Source organism: Virgibacillus sp. GM2-2 (genome assembly GCF_055329585.1).
Genome location: NZ_JBUZWC010000005.1, coordinates 35,157 through 52,086, shown reverse-complemented (window position 1 = coordinate 52,086; position 16,930 = coordinate 35,157). Strand labels below are relative to the sequence as shown.

The following is a 16,930-nucleotide window of genomic DNA, read 5'->3' as shown; positions in this document are numbered from 1 at the left end:
ATCTTGTTCAGTCACTTCGTAAGTCGACTCGCTTTTCTTTATTCCTTATAGTCTATGCTTGGCCACACTTGATATGATTACTTTATAAAAGAAAAGCGCAAGCGCCTCGAAAGACACGACTAGCATAAGCAGAACACTGCAGTGTGGGGGTTTTACCACACGGAAGTGGACTGCTTATGTCTCGAGTGTCTAGGCGCTGGAGCTAGACAGCGTTTCGTTTATACTTTCTTTGCTATTAAAAAAAGCCCAATCACTGGCTGTTCAACCAGTCATCGAACTTATTAGTTAGATACCCTCATTAAATTTCTCAAAAAATAAATCTGCTTCTTGATCTAAGTCACCTTCATTTACATTTTCGGGCAATGGTGGCAATTCTTCTATTGAAGAAAGCCCAAAATAAGTCAGAAATTCTTTACTCGTAATAAACAATACAGGTCTACCAATGCTTTCTTTTCTACCAGCTTCTTCAATTAGTGACCTCGCTAGCAATGTTTGTACAGGTCGATCACTTTTTACTCCACGGATTTCTTCAATTTCCGTCCGTGTAATTGGTTGTTGATAAGCAATTATTGCAAGCGTCTCTAATGCTGCTTGAGACATTTTACTCATCTTCGGATTTTCAAACAAACGCTGGAAATACTGACTGTGTTCTGGTTTTGTTGTAAGGTGTAACGCGTTTTGAGATTGCAGTATCATAATGCCACGATCAGTACGTTCGTAGTCAAATTTTAACTCTTCTACTAAGTATTCTATTGTTGCTTGATTAACCTCCATAATCTTTGCTAGTTGTGAAACAGTTATACCTGTATCACCACTTGCAAATAATAAGCCTTCTACTATAGCCTTATGTTCTTTCTCCACTATTGTTCCTCCATATAATATACCTGTAATAAATCCAGATGAGTTTTCTGTTCACAATAAATCTTTTTCGCCTTCATTAACTCCAATATTGCTATAAACGTAACAACAATATGCGATCGTGATTGATAAACGAAAAGATCATAAAAGGATATACCTTCTGTAGCGTGTTTTACAACTGTTATTACCTCGTCCATTCGTTGTTCTATTGGAATTTCCACTTTTTTAATTTTAGTATCCAAAGGTTCAGTCCATTTTTTACGTTCGAACAATTTATTAAGCGCTGATAACATGTCATATATAGAAGTATCCGTATTCAGCATCGGTTGGCTGCTATCAATATGGTCAAAAATAACCGGTTCTCGTGTGTAAATCTCATTGGACTCTGTTTCCTTTTGTTTAAGTGATTCTGCAGCTTCTTTATATTTTCTGTATTCAATCAAACGGTTCATTAGTTCCGCTCGGGGATCCTCTATATATTCATCGTCATCTTCATCTATTTGTTCAATCGGAAGTAGCATTTGACTTTTTAACGCTATTAACGTTGCTGCCATCACGAGATATTCACTTGCAATATTTAACTCTAATCGTTGCAAGGTATGTATATATTGCATATATTGTTCTGTTATCGTAGCAACTGGTATATCATAAATATCCACTTCGTATTGCTTTATTAAATGAAGTAATAAATCAAGCGGTCCTTCAAACCCATCTAATTTAACATGATATGCTTGATTCACAGCCCATTCTTCCTCTCCAAAAAAATTTTTAATTGATTATTGTCATATTCGCCTATACACAGTAACGTATGTCAACATACGTTATTAACGTAAGATAAATGTTATAAGAAACATTTACAAAAAGGAGGAAGTTTTATTATGAGTGGTAACTATGGCGGTGGCAATGGCTTTGCGTTAATCGTTGTGTTGTTCATTCTTCTCATTATTGTGGGAGCTGCATGGATGTAGTTTTATTAAGGCAAGTCAACTAACAATAACTTATTATTATTATACCAAAAAGCCAACCCTTTTTAATTGGGCTGGCTTTTTGGCTTATTCATCCTCGTTTATAGCCTCATCACATTTATTATAAAACTGCTGTGTTAAGTCGTCTGCACAAACGGCATACTTATCTTGATAAACCTTATTTACTTCGTTTACCATCTTTTTACCAATACCCATGCTTCGATGTGAAGGATTCACAGAAATATGTTGAATCACTGCGTTAATGTCATCCTCGATTCGAACACCAATCGCACCTATAATATCTTCGTCTTTCCATAGGTATAGATGCCAATCTGGATTAGTTTCATATTCTTTTATGGTTTGCTGCAATTTTTTTACTTCCTTTTCTTCTGGCATAAAGGAAAGTAATCCCATTGCAATTTTTTCTAAGTTTTTCTTAAACCGAATTAACATAAATACCCCTCATTATGAATGTAACGTTGCTACCACGGTAAGCAAAACGATTTTCCGTCAACTAATCTACTTAGATGAGGTTATCTATATTTAAAACCATTTACCTACACTAGAGTGTATATATAGTTATGCCTTACTCTGAACTTTTTGTCAACTGTCTTCATTCTACTATCTTTTACTAATTTAATATAAATCATACTACTAAATTACTAAATTGTCATGATTATATAATAAATTAATCGTTAACTACCTTTAATTCTTTCATGACATCCCCATTGTTCATCGCCTTTGCATGTTCAATACCGGATATAACTTGTCCGAAGACAGTGTGTACGCCATTAAGATGTGGTTGTGCTTCATGAACGATAAAGAATTGACAACTACCAGTATCTTTACCTGCATGGGCCATTGATAAAGATCCTTCCACATGTTTATGAGGGTTCCCTTCCGTTTCACACTTAATTGTATATCCAGCAGAACCTGTTCCATTTCCTTGTGGACAACCACCTTGGCTTACAAATCCATCAATTACTCGGTGAAATGTTAAACCATCGTAAAAGTTTTCATTTGCAAGTTTTTCAAAATTTTCTACTGTTCCAGGTGCTTCATTAGGAAAAAGTTCAAATTCGATTTTATTTCCGTTTTCCATTAATATATATCCTTTTTTAGCCATTAGTATATCTCCTTTTAATCAAAATGAATTGAATTTAACACAATCCTTATATTATCACTTTACTAAATTTATTCAACTAATTATTATTTTAAGTACACTGTATAATTTATCTAAACGTAAGAATCAATTAGTAAATTTTGTTGTTATGCACTTTCAGAGTTGAAGTAATGCGAACTAATGAAAATTCATGCTTATGGGAACAACAACGTTGATTTCCGCTTTGGGCAAGGCTAGTCAAGTAACAATTTCGATCGTACTGGAAAGTTGCATGCAGGATGTCAGCTAGCGGAGTTAACGGACACACGATGCCTAATCTGGGTAAAATAAGGGTAAATGCGGTTGTTATCGGACTCAGGATTCCTTATTTGGGTAAAAACAGTTGAAAATCATGTTTTTTAGCTGAATAAGGAATCGTGTGTCCGTTAATCCTCAAAATAAAGGTGAAAAAGGGAAATAAAGCATTCTCAGTCCGACACCAAGCAGTGTCCTTGACGTAGAATGTTTAGTTTACAGTTCTCACTGGGAGGCTCAGCGCAAGCGCCCGGAAAGCGTAGTGTATTTTGTAGCGGTAGCTCAACCTACCACTTTCGCAGTTTACTTATTTCCTGCCAAAAGCAACAATGTTTTTTAAAAATGACAAATAAAAAAATGAGGATGTCCAAAAGAGCTCGTGCTCCCTAATCAATAGCAACATATTGTGTGTATTGCAGATGAGAGGAAACGATTCTTAGTAGGGCATCCTCATTTAATTTACCTAAGTTCGTTTTTTCTCGGGGGTTGTCGATAATTATTTTTTGGGTGAACAATACTTGGGCGATCATTTGAGAGCGGGACTGGAACACGAAATAAAATTTGCATCATTGCCTTAGGGTTAAATGGTAATAGCGGCCACATATATGGGGTCCGTATTGATTTTAAACTAATTAAAAATAATACGTAAGCAGTGGCTCCAATGGTAAACCCAGGCACTCCAAAACTTGCAGTAAGTATTACCAACAACATACGTGCTAATTTATTTGCTTGACTAAGTTCATAACTAGGTGTTACATAAGTACCTATCGCACTAATTGAAATGTATAAAATAACTTCTGGGCTTAACATCCCAACATCAATTGCTATTTGCCCGATTAATACGGCTGCAATTAGCCCCATAGCGGTTGATAACGGTGTGGGTGTATGAATTGCTGCCATTCGTAAAAATTCTATTCCAATATCACCAAGTATTATTTGAACAAACACCGGAATATTGCCTTCTTCATTTAGACCGATGAAGGAAAGTTGTTTTGGTAGTAACGATGGTTCCATTACAAATAGCAACCAAAGTGGTAATAAAAATATTGACATTAATACTGCAATAAATCTTGACCAACGAATAAACGTACCGACTGATGGCGCATTTCTATATTCTTCTGCATGCTGTAAATGATGAAAATAAGTCGTTGGCATTATGATAACACTCGGCGAGGTATCAACCGTAATCAATACATGACCTTCGAGCAAATGATTTGACGCAATGTCTGGCCTTTCGGTAAAACGTACTAAAGGATAGGGACTCCATTTACGCTCAATAATGAATTCTTCTATTGCTTTATCTGCCATAGATATTCCATCAACTTCAATTGCTTTTATTTTTTCTTTTATGACCTTTACGAGTCCATCATCCGCAACATCTTCTAAATAACTGATACAAACATCTGTTTTTGATCGTTCTCCAACCTTTAACATCTCGTTGCGCAACCTGGCATCACGTATTCTTCTTCTTGTAAGTGCTGTATTTTCAATAATATTCTCGGTATAACCATCTCTAGACCCACGCACTACTTGTTCGGAATCAGGTTCTTGAGGAGTTCTACCTGGATAATTCCGGACATCAATCACGTACGCAGACTTTATACCATCAACAAAAACAACTGTTAACCCCGATAATATTTGATCCACCGCTTCATCCATTGACTTAATTTCTTTAACCTGTTGATGGACTAATCGGTTTTTGATAATTTCTGGTATTTTTTTGGTATTACTTTCTTTATCGTTAATATCAACCAATTTTTTGATTACTTCCAATACTACGGAAGTATCAACTAATCCAGTCAAATAGTATAACTGAATTTTTTTCTTCATAATAATTAGTTCTCGAAATCCTAAATCGAAGGAGACCCCGATACCAACGTTTTCTTTCATGTACGATTCGTTGTCCATAATATTAGTCGAAATAGGGCTCTTCGATTGAAACGCTTGTTTCGTACTCACAATTCTATCCCTCCAAAGTTCAATTATTTAACAAAAATCGTCCACTGAAACAATGAACCGGCAATTTTTCCAAATACGATTGCCATTAATAGCCACAGTAATTGTTTATCTACACCAATACGTTTGGATAAAGTTGGAAATACATTCAACACTTCTGTCAGTGCAGCTGCAAGCATCCCAACAAATATTCCGTGAAATATTCCCCACATCGCTAATATAATTTGCGGTTGATTCCATGTTGTTGCAGTAAAAGACAGATAGACTCCGAATAATGATCCTGCTATAACACAAGGTCCATAAAGGTGTATCAACTTCATCGATCTACTCAACTGAATTAATCTAGGAATTATTCCTAAAACCATTAGAAACGCTACAAATCCTGACCCTACTGCAAGACCACTAGCAAATCCGATTATGACCTCAATAATATTTATCAGGAGCATGGTTATCATTCAATTTGTTTTCGTGGTAGGTTACATACTGATCAAGATTTTGTTGGTAGTTATAAATTTCTATCTCTAATGGACTTGGTTCTTCATTAAATCGTTTTTTAAACCAATGATTAAAATACAGCAGCATTCCCACTCCAAGACCAATTGAATAGGGTATTTGAATCCATAAAGGAAACTCATTATGTTTACCTGTTAATAAATAGTGTAGTTTTTGCTGTACAGCTTGCATGCTAACATCATAGTGAAAATTCATGATGGTCATCGCTGTTCCGATAAACAATAGTAACCAAACAAACGCGACTACTAGTACGGAAGCTTCTTTTTTTTGCTTTTCAATTCGGATAATTGATTGTGGAGGACCAATCACTTGAAATTCTAAGTCTGACCATATTTTTGAGAGATGATCAATTATTAAGAAGCTATCGATGATAACAATGTTATTATCTTTGTGCGTTATACGATATACAGGAATTTCTTCTAGTTCGTTTTTTGTTTCAGCAGGAGCGGAGATATAGGCAATATGTTTTAGCTTTATATTTCGTAACTTTTCTACGATTATCTTTTTTTTCATCCGAATGTAGACGATTTTCATACCTTCTTCTCACCCCTAAATCTTGTTTTCAGTTAGTCTTTGTTATTTTGCATTTTTTATAACGGAATTTTAAAGTTAGAAAACTCAGCTTCACGAAGCCAAAATGGCAAATGCTTTAATTGGACTTATATTGACATCCTTAAAATTAAATTTTCCTACCAACGCAAAAAAACACCACTATCGCTAGTGATGTTTTTAGTCCATTATTTTTTTCATTTCATCAAGAATCTTTTTCTCTAATCGTGAAACCTGTACTTGGGATATACCAAGCCTTGTGGCGACTTCCGATTGAGTTTTATCCTTGTAATACCGTAAATATACGATAAGTCTCTCTCGTTCATTTAATCCTCTTATAGCCTCTTGTAATGTTAATTTATCAAACCATTTTGTATCTTGATCTGCAATTTGATCCAATAATGTAATTGGATCACCATCGTTTTCAAAAACGGTTTCATGAATTGAGTGTAAGGACTTTGTCGCTTCTTCAGCTTGAACCACTTCCTCTGGTGTTATTTCTAAAATATACGCAATTTCATTAACGGTCGGTGATCGTCCAAGCTCTTTAGTCAATTCATCTCTTTTTTTACGGATCTTATTGCCTATTTCTTTGAGTGACCTACTTACCTTTACACTTCCATCGTCCCGAATAAAACGTTGGATTTCACCAATTATCATTGGTACTGCATATGTTGAGAAGCGTACGTTATAGGATAAATCAAACTTATCGATGGATTTAATTAAGCCTATACTGCCTATTTGAAATAGATCGTCCGGATCATACCCCCGGTTAATAAATCGCTGCACAACCGACCAAACTAGCCGTACATTTCTCTCAACTAAGATATCTCTCGCAATTTTATCACCGTTTTGGCTTTTTTGAATGTATTCCTTTACTTCCTTATCCGTTAATTGTTCATCCCGTTTCTGATGCTTTACATTTACATCCATAGGCATTCCCTATTTGCAAACCGTTTTACTTTTGGTCAATTGCTTTTTCATGATAACCGTAGTACCTTCTTGAACGGTTGAAATCACATTAACGGAATCCATAAAGTTTTCAATAATGGTAAAGCCCATACCTGAGCGTTCAAGCTCAGGTTTAGAAGTAAATAAAGGCTGTCTCGCTTCTTCAATATCAATTATTCCTATACCATCATCTTTAATGATTAGTTCAATTTCTTCGTCGATCATCTTGCATTCTATGCTTATTTTATGATCAGGTTCATTATTGTACCCATGTATAATCGAATTGGTAACTGCTTCCGATACAACTGTTTTAATTTCGGTCAATTCATCCATTGTCGGATCAAGCTGCGCTATGAACGATGCAACTAACACGCGAGCAAATGATTCATTTTCACTAACACTAGAAAATTCTACATACATTTCATTCTTCATGAAGCCACCCCCAACGTAAATAGTGCACTACGCTCATCTTCTTCCAGACGAATGATTTTAAATAAACCAGACATTTCAAACAGCCTTTTTATTGGAAGAGAGATTGAACATACTACCATCTCCCCTCCAAGCTGTAATACTTCCTTGTATCTACCCAAGACAACACCTAATCCAGAACTATCCATGAATGTTACAGATTGTAAATTTAAAATGACGTGTTTCACCAGATTCTTTTCAATCATATTTTTCCACTGATTTCGTAACGCCTCTGCTTCATGATGATCCAACTCGCCCTCAAGACGTACGATTAGAACATCTTCAATTACTTCAAATGTAGAATTCATCCCCAAAAAATTCTCCTCCTAACTAGAAAAGTTATAATAGTAAACTTCTTTATTCTGTAACCCAATTCCTGCAAGGTGTCAAAAGTAGAAGATATTCAACAAAACTAGTTATATTTAGCTATCTTTTGCAACGTACGGTTAAATAACGTAAATATGTTAGCCTCCTCCGTTTTTTCTTCGACAATTAATGGCGTTTTCGATAATACTTTATCACCATTTTTAACAATTAACGTACCTACTTCTTCTCCTTTTTGTAATGGTGGAGCAATCGACTGTTTCAATTTCACAGAAGTAGAATATTTTTTTACCTTTTCACCTTTTTTATGAACGGTGCTTATAGGTTGAGAAGCTACTACTTGAACATTACTGTTTTTCGCTTTTAAAAGGTTAATATTTGCGACCTCTTCGCCTTTTTTAAAGAGATTTGTGGTTTCATAATGCTGAAAACTGTAATCCAACATATTAGAAACGATGGAATTACGTTCTTTAGGTGATTTTGCACCCATTACAACTGTTATAACACGCATCCCATTTTTCTTTGCAGTAGCGGTTAAACAATATTTTGCTTCACTTGTGTATCCAGTTTTTAACCCATCTACACCTGGATAAAACTTAACCAATTTATTTGTATTTACTAACCAGAATTCATCCTCTGATCCTTTTCGCAAGTAATCCTCATAGATGGAAGTATATTCAGTTATTTTTTCATAATTTAATAAATGTTGTGCAATGACCGCCATATCATATGCAGTAGAATAATGATTTTCTGCAGGAAGTCCTGTTGGGTTTTGGAATTTTGTATTTTCCAATCCGAGCTCTTTAACCTTTTCATTCATTTTCTTAACAAAAGCTTCCTCACTGCCAGCAATTCGTTCGGCAAGTGCCACACTTGCATCATTACCAGACGCAATTGCAACTCCTTTTAATAAATCTTTTACCGTCATTTCTTCTCCTGCTTCAAGAAAGATTTGCGATCCTCCCATTGAAGCTGCATGTTCACTAATGCGAATCTTTTCATCTAATTGAATCTTTCCTTCGTCCAATGCCTCCATTATTAATAATAATGTCATAATTTTAGTCATACTTGCTGGTGGAAGCTTTTCATGAACATTTTTATCATATATCGTCGTGCCTGTATCCTGTTCCATTATTATGGCAGATTTTGCATTAGGTGCTAGATTCACTGCTTCGGATTTATCATTTGATTTGTCCTCCTCCGCATGTATAGGGGTTGATATCCCAGCATAAACAATAAAAACGGTACATAATATTACAATCCAATTTCTCATAACAGATACCTCCAACGTTCTATTTATTTCTAGGATTTCCAATATCTTCTGTTTTTATAACACCAGGATAATCTAAAAAACACCCAAAATTTCAGTATCAGTGAAATTTGGGTGTTTTCATTAATCAGTTATCATGTCATATATCAATGAAGGTGCTTTTACTGTATCAGATGTAATTGCAATACTTTCATATAATTTTTCTTTCACATCATCAATAGTTGAAGCATTTGCATGGATAGTTAGAAGCGATTCGCCTTCTTTAACACTATCGCCAATCTTTTTGTTTAAAACGATTCCAACAGCTAAGTCAATTTTCGATTCTTTTGTAGCTCTACCTGCACCAAGCATCATTGCAGCAGTACCTATTTCATTTGCAATAATTTCAGATACGGTACCGGTGCTTTTTGCTGGTAATTCTATTTTATATTCCGCTTGTGGTAATAATTCCGGTTTATCGGCAACGTTAGCATCGCCGCCCTGAGCACTCAGAAAGGTTTTAAATTGTTCGAAGGCTTTACCATTCGCAATATTTTCCTCAAGTTTTGTACGAGCCTCTTCAAGCGTTTCAGCCTTGTTGGCTAATAGCACCATTTGACTACCAAGTGTTATACATAATTCCGTTAAATCTTTTGGTCCGTTACCCTTTAATGTCTCTATTGCTTCTTTTACTTCAAGCGCATTTCCAATAGCGTTACCAAGCGGTTGCGACATATCAGAAATAACAGCCATTGTGTTTCGTCCAACGCGTTTACCAATCGAAACCATTGCTTCTGCTAGTTGTTTGGCGTCATCTAATTCCTTCATAAATGCTCCAGCACCGGTCTTTACATCCAACACAATTGCGTCAGCACCTGAAGCAATTTTTTTACTCATGATGGAACTTGCAATTAAGGGAATTGAGTTTACAGTTGCTGTAACATCACGTAAGCTGTACAATTTTTTATCAGCAGGCGTTAAATTGCCGGTCTGACCGATGACTGCCACTTTATTTTTATTTACTAATTGGATAAATTCATCACCAGTGATTTCTACATGAAATCCTGGTACAGCCTCTAACTTGTCAATAGTACCACCAGTATGTCCAAGACCTCGTCCACTCATTTTGGCAACCGGTACCCCTACGGATGCAACTAGTGGTGCTAAAATAAGTGTTGTCGTATCACCTACTCCGCCAGTGGAGTGCTTGTCCACCTTAATTCCTTCTATTTTTGAAAGATCAATGGTGTCACCGGAGTTAACGATTGCTGAAGTGAGAACAGCACGTTCTTCCTCGGTCATATCCTGAAAATAAATAGCCATTAATAGTGCGCTCACTTGATAATCTGGAATTTCACCTGTTGTATATCCTTCTATAAAAAAGTGAATTTCTTCTTTAGAAAGTTCCTTTCCTTCACGCTTTTTTTCGATTAAATCATACATTCTCATGGTTAACTACACCTTTATAATCAATTTTAAGATAATGTTTTAACTATTTTCTTTACGAACTGAAGAAAGTTTTCCCGAACCTTTTCAGTCGTTTCGATTACCTCATCATGAGTTAATGGTTGGTCAAGTATGCCAGCAGCCATATTTGAAATACAAGAAATGCCTAGCACTCGTAACCCTGCGTGACCAGCTACCATAACTTCTGGCACCGTTGACATTCCTACTGCATCACCGCCCCATACTCGAAGCATATTAATTTCTGCAGGTGTTTCATATACAGGTCCAGTGTTTCCGATATATACTCCCTTTCTTATCGACAAACCAAGCTCATTTGCACATGATTCCGCATGGGCAATTAACTCCCTGCTATATACTTGTGACATATCTGGAAAACGCACGCCTAGTTGGTCATCATTAGGGCCAAGTAGAGGGTTATCACCCATGTTATTAATGTGATCGGTAATGAGCATTAAATCACCAGGATCAAATCCCTTATTAATTCCACCAGCAGCATTCGTAACAATAATTGAATCAATTCCTAATGCTTTCATAACCCGGACAGGAAATGTCACCTGCTGCATCGTGTAACCTTCATAATAATGAAAGCGACCTTGCATCGCTATAACTTGCTTACCCTCTAATGTACCAATGACCAATTGCCCTTTATGACCAGCAACTGTAGACTCCGGAAAATGCGGAATATCCTTATAAGCTATCGTAACTGCATCTTCTATTTCGTCACCTAAAATACCCAAGCCAGAACCAAGAATTAATCCAACACTAGGCTTGGCTGATAGTTTTTCTTCTATATATGCACTAGCTTCTTGTATCTTATTTTTATGCACCTTTACTTCCTCCTTGCTTTATATCCGATAAAAAGCTTTTTCCATGTTCAGGCATTGTTATACTAAAGTTATCAGCAATAGTTGCTCCAATATCAGCAAACGTCTTTCGTTCTGTGATGTTCGAGCCTTTATCTATGTTTTTATGAAAAGCTATAAGTGGGACAAATTCACGTGTATGATCGGTACCACTATGAACAGGATCATTTCCATGATCAGCAGTAATTAGTAATAAATCATCATTTTCTAATTTATTTAATACTTCAGGAAGTCTTGCATCGTAAGCTTCTAGAGCTTTCCCATAGCCTTCAGGATCTCTGCGATGTCCAAACTTCGCATCGAAATCAACTAGATTTAAAAAGCTTATACCATGAAAGTCTTTATCCATTGATTCTACCAGCTTGGTCATACCATCCTCGTTATCCACAGTTCGGATTGCCTCTGTTACGCCTTCTCCGTCATAGATATCAGATATTTTACCCAATGCTATAACATCATGATTTGTGTCTTTTAGTTCATTCATAACGGTGCGCCCAAATGGTTTCAAGGCATAATCGTGTCGATTCGATGTTCGTTGAAATGCGCCTGGTACACCAACGAATGGTCGTGCAATTACACGTCCAACCATATACTGTTCATCCAGTGTAAGCTCACGTGCTATTTCGCAAATACGATATTGCTCTTCAATTGGGATAATTTCTTCGTGTGCAGCGATTTGTAATACCGAATCCGCTGAAGTATATACAATTAGCGCACCCGTATCCATGTGTTCTTCCCCTAACTCTTCTATTATTTCAGTTCCTGAGGCAGGTTTATTTCCGATAACTTTTCGGCCAGATTTAGCCTCAAGTTCTTTTATTAGTTTTTCAGGAAAACCATCTGGAAATGTACGAAATGGTTGCTGAATATTCAGCCCCATAATTTCCCAATGACCTGTCATGGTATCCTTACCATTAGATGCTTCCTGCATTTTTGTATAGTGCGCTAACGGATGTTCTTGTGGTTTAATACCTTTAATTTCACGAATATTACTTAATCCTAATTTTTCCATATTCGGCATGTAAAGACCGTTCATATGTTCAGCAATATGCCCTAATGTATCTGCACCTTTATCGTTAAATTTATCTGCATCAGGAGCTTCACCGATACCTACAGAGTCCATAACAATTAAAAAAACTCGGTTAAATTTTTCCATGATCATACCTCCTATAATTATATTCCCATAATTACACTAATATATGTTGCCTGTTTAACGTTGTAGGATGTCAGACAACTAAAATTACAAGAAATCCTATGCTCTTGGATGAAATGCTTTATACACGTCTTTAAGTCTTGTTTTCGTTACGTGTGTATATATTTGTGTGGTAGAAATATCTGCGTGTCCAAGCATTTCTTGCACAGAGCGCAGATCAGCTCCATTTTCTAGCAAATGTGTAGCAAAGGAATGACGTAACGTATGTGGAGTTATATTCTTCTCAATTTGCTTTTCTTTTGCTATTGACTTTAAAATCTTCCAAAACCCTTGTCTTGATAATGGCCGCCCATGTTGATTCACAAACAGAATATCTTCTCTCTTTTTCTTAAGAAGTGCATTTCTAGCATTATTCACATAATCTTCTACTGCACTTTTAGCCACGTCACCAAGCGGGACAATTCGTTCCTTTGAACCTTTTCCCAGACAGCGGACAAATCCCATTGTTAAATGTAAATCACTAACCTTTAATGTAATAAGTTCTGATACCCGTAAGCCAGTAGCGTATAGTATCTCCATCATTGCTTTGTTTCGAATTTCTAATGGTTTACGCCCATAAACTGTTAGGAGTCTCTCTACATCGTTTGATGACAATACGGATGGTAGTTTTTGTTCTTTTTTTGGTGTTTCAATATGTATGCTCGGATCTTGTGTTACAAGCTGATCACGTACCAAAAATTGATGGAATAAACGGAGTGTTGAAAGAGTACGTGCAATAGTAGATGAAGATTTATTTTCATCCTTTAATACGCGCAAAAACCCCAATATATCACTGCGAGAAATAGTGTTCCAATCAGTTTTATGTAATTCGCTCTCGAGAAAGTATACGTACCGGTTCAAGTCACGTCGGTACGATTTTATCGTATTATCTGAAAGCCCACGCTCTACTTGTACATAATGAAAAAAATCATTAATAGCATGTTTAAGCATACTTGTTACTCCCCTAGTCGAAAAAATAGGTTAAAGCGATCCATGAGGTCATCTTCTGTTTCATAGACTTTTATAGCTGGTCCTTCTGGTGGATCATATCGATGATACTCTTGATATTCTGCATGCATTATCCGCAAGCCAAAATAAAATAAAAACGTACATGCTGTAAATATAATAAAAACTTTAATCGTGTCCCATACTAACCGCTTCATCTAGCATATCTCCTTTTTTCCATAGCTTCTACTATTAAAAGATATGCCAAAAAACTGGAACAATATACATAAAAACTAGAAAACTAGAGCTAAATGTTCACTAACCTAAAAGTAACCTATTTTCTAAGATTTGTAAATAAGAAAGAAAAGCGAAGGCGACTGTTCAGAAGCGGACGCATAAGTAAGAAACCGTAAAACGCGTGGGGTTAAGGAAGTTCGACTAAGACCGCCACATCCTGTGGCAACATCGAACTACCCCACGTCCTGTGGGGCAGAAGTGTTTATTACTTATGACGGCAGCTTCTAGGAGCCGGAGTTAGACAAAGAAAAGCGGAGGCGACTGTTTAGCAGCGTATAAATAGATAGGCAGGTGAACAGTAGGGGGTTTTTCCCTACGTTCATCCTGACTTAGAAGCTGAGGCTAGACATGAGAAGCGTAGATGAGTACTTATTGTTGGCAAATAAAAAAGCCCTTTTCTGTTACTTCACAGAAAAAAGGCAGATATGTTACTCATTAGGTTGATTTTACCGCTACTTTTTGACATTGCTTACAAATCCCATGAAAGGTCAATCGATGGTCCTTCACTTGAAAGCCCCAATCATTTTCTACTATCTTTTCAACATCCTCTAATAAGTCATCAACAATTTCTTCGACAGAACCACATTCAATGCAAACTAAATGGTGATGAAAATGTTCAGCGCCCTCTTTACGAAGGTCATATCTGGAAACACCGTCACCAAAGTTAATTTTATCAACAATTTTTAATTCCGATAATAATTCCAATGTACGATATACGGTTGCAAGACCAATTTCAGGCGCTTTATCTTTTACTAATAAGTAAATTTCTTCAGCACTTAAGTGATCTTCTTCACGTTCTAACAATACTCTAACAGTCGCCTCACGTTGCGGAGTTAGCTTATAGCTTTGTGCATGGAGTAGCTTTTTAATTCGATCAATTCGGTGTTCCACGGCAAGTCTCCTCCCTCACTATTCCCACCTATATTATAAGCACTGTTGAAAAGCGTGTCAAAGTATAATTATTATAAATAACTATCAATAATAATTATTATATAGTATTTATTACTGTTTATAAAATGTTTTGATCAAAGATTCCATCGCCTCATTTGAAATATATGCCTCCATCACTGCAGCAAGTAATGTACCAGCGAGTAATAATACGAAAACAATTGCATATCGACTTAGCGGTTGCAAGATAGGCTTTGATAACCGTCTCGAAAACAATTTGTTTAACAATGTTAATGAAAAAATCATCGATAAACTACCTGCAACAAGGTAAATTGGTATTATTACTAAATTTTGTGGGGCGATCGAGAGTGCAGCCAGCAACAATCCTTTTAGCCCAAGCTGATTAACAATGAATCCGACTGAGAACCCTACTACCAGTCCTTTTAAGAATAATAATATCCAAATTATAGGTAGACCAATAACGGATAACCCAAGGATAAACAACAAAACCAAATATTTAGCATGATAAAAAAAGCTATTCTTTAAAATTTCACTATTTTCAATTTCCTGTCCACCTGAAATTTTTATGAAAAATTGTTCTAAATAGAAAAACAAATCCTGTTTTTGGACGCCGTTCATACTGTTTACAATAACTGCACCAAAAATAACTCCAGTTAGAAACAGAACTAGCATAAATAAGTAGATCGTTGCGTATTTTTTTACATGATTTGTGATTAACCTTTTATTTTGTAACATCGGAGTCCTCCATTCGCACAAACTATTGTATACTTAAAATCTATGAGGAATTCCGATTAAAAATACCACAATCTATTTTTTTCTTACTAGTTATATTTTTTTGGAGCAGATTTTACTGTTCCATATTTTCCACCACCACCGGCTGTTATCATCAATTCCCCACTTCTCATTTGCATAATTGCACTAGCTATTTTATCTGGTACGACCTCTTCTAATCTATCTACAGGTACATGGTGAATAACATTCATTTCTGTATTGAAATTTTCAAGAAGTTTCTTATATGTTTTCGGACCAAGTGATGGCAAATAATCAAGTGGTACTTGATACATATAAGGCGGGCGACTCTTCCCGTTTTCTTTCCAAGAAGAAAGCTCCTGAATACGGTCATATACCCCTTTTATAATTTTTGTTGCGTCACATTTAGGACATCGATTTTCGTTTATTGATAAGGGTTCCATGCACTTACTACACACGGTGGTATAATATTTTCCTAACTGTGGATTCATCCCAAAGTTACGTTCTATTCCCCTACCTTCCACTTGATGCAGCACCCAGTTTAATTCTTTAAAACTTGGTTTGTCCATTCTGATTTCCTGATATTCTCGAGCAATTTTACCAAGTGAATGAGCATCTGAATTGGATACAAAAGTATAGTTGTGTAATTCTTCTATTTGATCCGCCATCGTAGTATCAGAACTCAATCCAAGCTCAATTGCATCAATTAAATCCGGTTCAAAAACTTCCTTTAATGATTGCTTTACCCCTTTTCCATAGGTACTCTTAAATGGTGTAAACACATGTGCTGGAATAAATAGGCCATCAAGCTCTTTTACTTTATATTGTAGTGCTTTTGCTGTCCCATAATAACGCTGCGAACTTAAATTAATATTCGTCATTTTCGTTGCCAGCCATTCCGTAAACTCTTCCATTTTTGCTAGTGTTGGAAGATAACAAAGAACATGTATTGGTCCTTGACAATTCTCATCATAAACTTCAATTTCAGAACCTAATATTAACGTGACGTCCTCAAATTGGATACCACCTTCATCAAGCTCATTCGCTTGATGCGTTGATAATAAATGCTTCAATTCTTGTTGCACATGTGGCGCATGGCTATCTATTATACCTATTAAATGAATCCCTTTATTTCTACTCGATTCTAGTAAAATATTTGTAAGTGTTAAACTTTTAGCCCCAGTTATTTTTACTGGCTTATTGTACATATCACGACCGATATGAATGTGTAAATCAGCGAAGAATGAATCTAGCATC

Annotated in this window: 20 protein-coding genes; 1 reads left to right on the top strand and 19 read right to left on the bottom strand. The window is 36.0% G+C overall.

Annotated elements, in window-relative coordinates; genetic code table 11:
- Positions 1-285 precede the first annotated feature (285 nt).
- A complete protein-coding gene (scpB, locus tag ACY9Z2_RS07885; RefSeq protein ID WP_463609252.1) occupies positions 286-864 on the bottom strand; it encodes an SMC-Scp complex subunit ScpB in 579 nt (192 codons plus the stop codon).
- Positions 861-1,598 (bottom strand): segregation/condensation protein A, encoded by a 738-nt coding sequence (locus tag ACY9Z2_RS07880; RefSeq protein ID WP_463609077.1) that lies wholly within the window; start codon positions 1,596-1,598, stop codon positions 861-863. The genes scpB and ACY9Z2_RS07880 overlap by 4 nt, the downstream gene beginning before the upstream one ends.
- A 138-nt stretch (positions 1,599-1,736) precedes the next feature.
- On the opposite strand from ACY9Z2_RS07880, the gene ACY9Z2_RS07875 reads away from it, so the two are divergent.
- Positions 1,737-1,826: a YjcZ family sporulation protein gene (locus ACY9Z2_RS07875; protein ID WP_463609076.1), complete on the top strand. Its 90-nt coding sequence runs from the start codon at positions 1,737-1,739 to the stop codon at positions 1,824-1,826.
- An 84-nt stretch (positions 1,827-1,910) separates the two neighbouring features.
- Here ACY9Z2_RS07875 and ACY9Z2_RS07870 read toward each other — a convergent pair whose 3' ends face one another.
- The 17 genes from ACY9Z2_RS07870 to ACY9Z2_RS07790 all read right to left on the bottom strand — a co-directional run bounded on the left by ACY9Z2_RS07870 (position 1,911) and on the right by ACY9Z2_RS07790 (position 16,929).
- Positions 1,911-2,276, bottom strand: a complete 366-nt coding sequence (locus ACY9Z2_RS07870) for a GNAT family N-acetyltransferase (protein WP_463609075.1) — start codon at positions 2,274-2,276, stop codon at positions 1,911-1,913.
- 235 nt (positions 2,277-2,511) lie between these two features.
- A complete protein-coding gene (locus ACY9Z2_RS07865; RefSeq protein WP_463609074.1) occupies positions 2,512-2,949 on the bottom strand; it encodes a peptidylprolyl isomerase in 438 nt (145 codons plus the stop codon).
- A 750-nt stretch (positions 2,950-3,699) separates the two neighbouring features.
- On the bottom strand, positions 3,700-5,148 hold the full coding sequence (locus ACY9Z2_RS07860) for a spore germination protein (protein ID WP_463609251.1): 1,449 nt from the start codon (positions 5,146-5,148) through the stop codon (positions 3,700-3,702).
- Between the two features lie 74 nt (positions 5,149-5,222).
- Positions 5,223-5,651 (bottom strand): stage V sporulation protein AB, encoded by a 429-nt coding sequence (locus tag ACY9Z2_RS07855; protein ID WP_463609073.1) that lies wholly within the window; start codon positions 5,649-5,651, stop codon positions 5,223-5,225.
- Positions 5,620-6,243, bottom strand: coding sequence for a stage V sporulation protein AA (locus ACY9Z2_RS07850; RefSeq protein WP_463609072.1), 624 nt, complete (start codon positions 6,241-6,243; stop codon positions 5,620-5,622). The genes ACY9Z2_RS07855 and ACY9Z2_RS07850 overlap by 32 nt, the downstream gene beginning before the upstream one ends.
- A 195-nt stretch (positions 6,244-6,438) precedes the next feature.
- Positions 6,439-7,191, bottom strand: a complete 753-nt coding sequence (gene sigF, locus ACY9Z2_RS07845; protein ID WP_463609071.1) for an RNA polymerase sporulation sigma factor SigF — start codon at positions 7,189-7,191, stop codon at positions 6,439-6,441.
- 9 nt (positions 7,192-7,200) lie between these two features.
- On the bottom strand, positions 7,201-7,641 hold the full coding sequence (gene spoIIAB / locus ACY9Z2_RS07840; protein ID WP_463609070.1) for an anti-sigma F factor: 441 nt from the start codon (positions 7,639-7,641) through the stop codon (positions 7,201-7,203).
- Positions 7,638-7,985, bottom strand: coding sequence for an anti-sigma F factor antagonist (spoIIAA, locus tag ACY9Z2_RS07835; RefSeq protein WP_463609250.1), 348 nt, complete (start codon positions 7,983-7,985; stop codon positions 7,638-7,640). The genes spoIIAB and spoIIAA overlap by 4 nt, the downstream gene beginning before the upstream one ends.
- A 104-nt stretch (positions 7,986-8,089) precedes the next feature.
- Positions 8,090-9,274 (bottom strand): D-alanyl-D-alanine carboxypeptidase family protein, encoded by a 1,185-nt coding sequence (locus ACY9Z2_RS07830; protein WP_463609069.1) that lies wholly within the window; start codon positions 9,272-9,274, stop codon positions 8,090-8,092.
- Between the two features lie 120 nt (positions 9,275-9,394).
- Positions 9,395-10,699: a pyrimidine-nucleoside phosphorylase gene (locus ACY9Z2_RS07825; RefSeq protein ID WP_463609068.1), complete on the bottom strand. Its 1,305-nt coding sequence runs from the start codon at positions 10,697-10,699 to the stop codon at positions 9,395-9,397.
- Between the two features lie 26 nt (positions 10,700-10,725).
- The gene (locus ACY9Z2_RS07820) at positions 10,726-11,544 is read right to left on the bottom strand and encodes a purine-nucleoside phosphorylase (protein ID WP_463609067.1); all 819 of its coding nucleotides are present in this window, start codon (positions 11,542-11,544) and stop codon (positions 10,726-10,728) included.
- Complete coding sequence (deoB, locus tag ACY9Z2_RS07815; protein WP_463609066.1) at positions 11,537-12,736, bottom strand: phosphopentomutase; 1,200 nt, start codon at positions 12,734-12,736, stop codon at positions 11,537-11,539. The genes ACY9Z2_RS07820 and deoB overlap by 8 nt, the downstream gene beginning before the upstream one ends.
- 96 nt (positions 12,737-12,832) lie before the next feature.
- Positions 12,833-13,723, bottom strand: a complete 891-nt coding sequence (gene xerD / locus ACY9Z2_RS07810) for a site-specific tyrosine recombinase XerD (protein ID WP_463609065.1) — start codon at positions 13,721-13,723, stop codon at positions 12,833-12,835.
- Between the two features lie 5 nt (positions 13,724-13,728).
- Entirely contained in the window at positions 13,729-13,935 is a 207-nt protein-coding gene (locus tag ACY9Z2_RS07805; protein WP_463609064.1) for a DUF4227 family protein, read from the bottom strand.
- A gap of 514 nt (positions 13,936-14,449) precedes the next feature.
- Complete coding sequence (gene fur, locus ACY9Z2_RS07800; protein ID WP_404452911.1) at positions 14,450-14,905, bottom strand: ferric iron uptake transcriptional regulator; 456 nt, start codon at positions 14,903-14,905, stop codon at positions 14,450-14,452.
- Positions 14,906-15,016: 111 nt separating this feature from the next.
- On the bottom strand, positions 15,017-15,658 hold the full coding sequence (gene spoIIM, locus ACY9Z2_RS07795; protein ID WP_463609063.1) for a stage II sporulation protein M: 642 nt from the start codon (positions 15,656-15,658) through the stop codon (positions 15,017-15,019).
- A gap of 86 nt (positions 15,659-15,744) precedes the next feature.
- The gene (locus tag ACY9Z2_RS07790; RefSeq protein WP_463609062.1) at positions 15,745-16,929 is read right to left on the bottom strand and encodes an endonuclease Q family protein; all 1,185 of its coding nucleotides are present in this window, start codon (positions 16,927-16,929) and stop codon (positions 15,745-15,747) included.
- Position 16,930: the final 1 nt, after the last annotated feature.

What these genes read in the sequence shown, in the direction of transcription:
- ACY9Z2_RS07875 (WP_463609076.1), top strand. Translation starts at nt 1,737, where the DNA reads ATGAGTGGTAACTATGGCGGTGGCAATGGCTTTGCGTTAATCGTTGTG.
- ACY9Z2_RS07870 (WP_463609075.1), bottom strand. Translation starts at nt 2,276, where the DNA reads ATGTTAATTCGGTTTAAGAAAAACTTAGAAAAAATTGCAATGGGATTA.
- ACY9Z2_RS07865 (WP_463609074.1), bottom strand. Translation starts at nt 2,949, where the DNA reads ATGGCTAAAAAAGGATATATATTAATGGAAAACGGAAATAAAATCGAA.
- ACY9Z2_RS07860 (WP_463609251.1), bottom strand. Translation starts at nt 5,148, where the DNA reads ATGGACAACGAATCGTACATGAAAGAAAACGTTGGTATCGGGGTCTCC.
- ACY9Z2_RS07855 (WP_463609073.1), bottom strand. Translation starts at nt 5,651, where the DNA reads ATGATAACCATGCTCCTGATAAATATTATTGAGGTCATAATCGGATTT.
- ACY9Z2_RS07850 (WP_463609072.1), bottom strand. Translation starts at nt 6,243, where the DNA reads ATGAAAATCGTCTACATTCGGATGAAAAAAAAGATAATCGTAGAAAAG.
- sigF (WP_463609071.1), bottom strand. Translation starts at nt 7,191, where the DNA reads ATGGATGTAAATGTAAAGCATCAGAAACGGGATGAACAATTAACGGAT.
- spoIIAB (WP_463609070.1), bottom strand. Translation starts at nt 7,641, where the DNA reads ATGAAGAATGAAATGTATGTAGAATTTTCTAGTGTTAGTGAAAATGAA.
- spoIIAA (WP_463609250.1), bottom strand. Translation starts at nt 7,985, where the DNA reads ATGAATTCTACATTTGAAGTAATTGAAGATGTTCTAATCGTACGTCTT.
- ACY9Z2_RS07830 (WP_463609069.1), bottom strand. Translation starts at nt 9,274, where the DNA reads ATGAGAAATTGGATTGTAATATTATGTACCGTTTTTATTGTTTATGCT.
- ACY9Z2_RS07825 (WP_463609068.1), bottom strand. Translation starts at nt 10,699, where the DNA reads ATGAGAATGTATGATTTAATCGAAAAAAAGCGTGAAGGAAAGGAACTT.
- deoB (WP_463609066.1), bottom strand. Translation starts at nt 12,736, where the DNA reads ATGGAAAAATTTAACCGAGTTTTTTTAATTGTTATGGACTCTGTAGGT.
- xerD (WP_463609065.1), bottom strand. Translation starts at nt 13,723, where the DNA reads ATGCTTAAACATGCTATTAATGATTTTTTTCATTATGTACAAGTAGAG.
- ACY9Z2_RS07805 (WP_463609064.1), bottom strand. Translation starts at nt 13,935, where the DNA reads ATGAAGCGGTTAGTATGGGACACGATTAAAGTTTTTATTATATTTACA.
- spoIIM (WP_463609063.1), bottom strand. Translation starts at nt 15,658, where the DNA reads ATGTTACAAAATAAAAGGTTAATCACAAATCATGTAAAAAAATACGCA.
- ACY9Z2_RS07790 (WP_463609062.1), bottom strand. Translation starts at nt 16,929, where the DNA reads ATGCTAGATTCATTCTTCGCTGATTTACACATTCATATCGGTCGTGAT.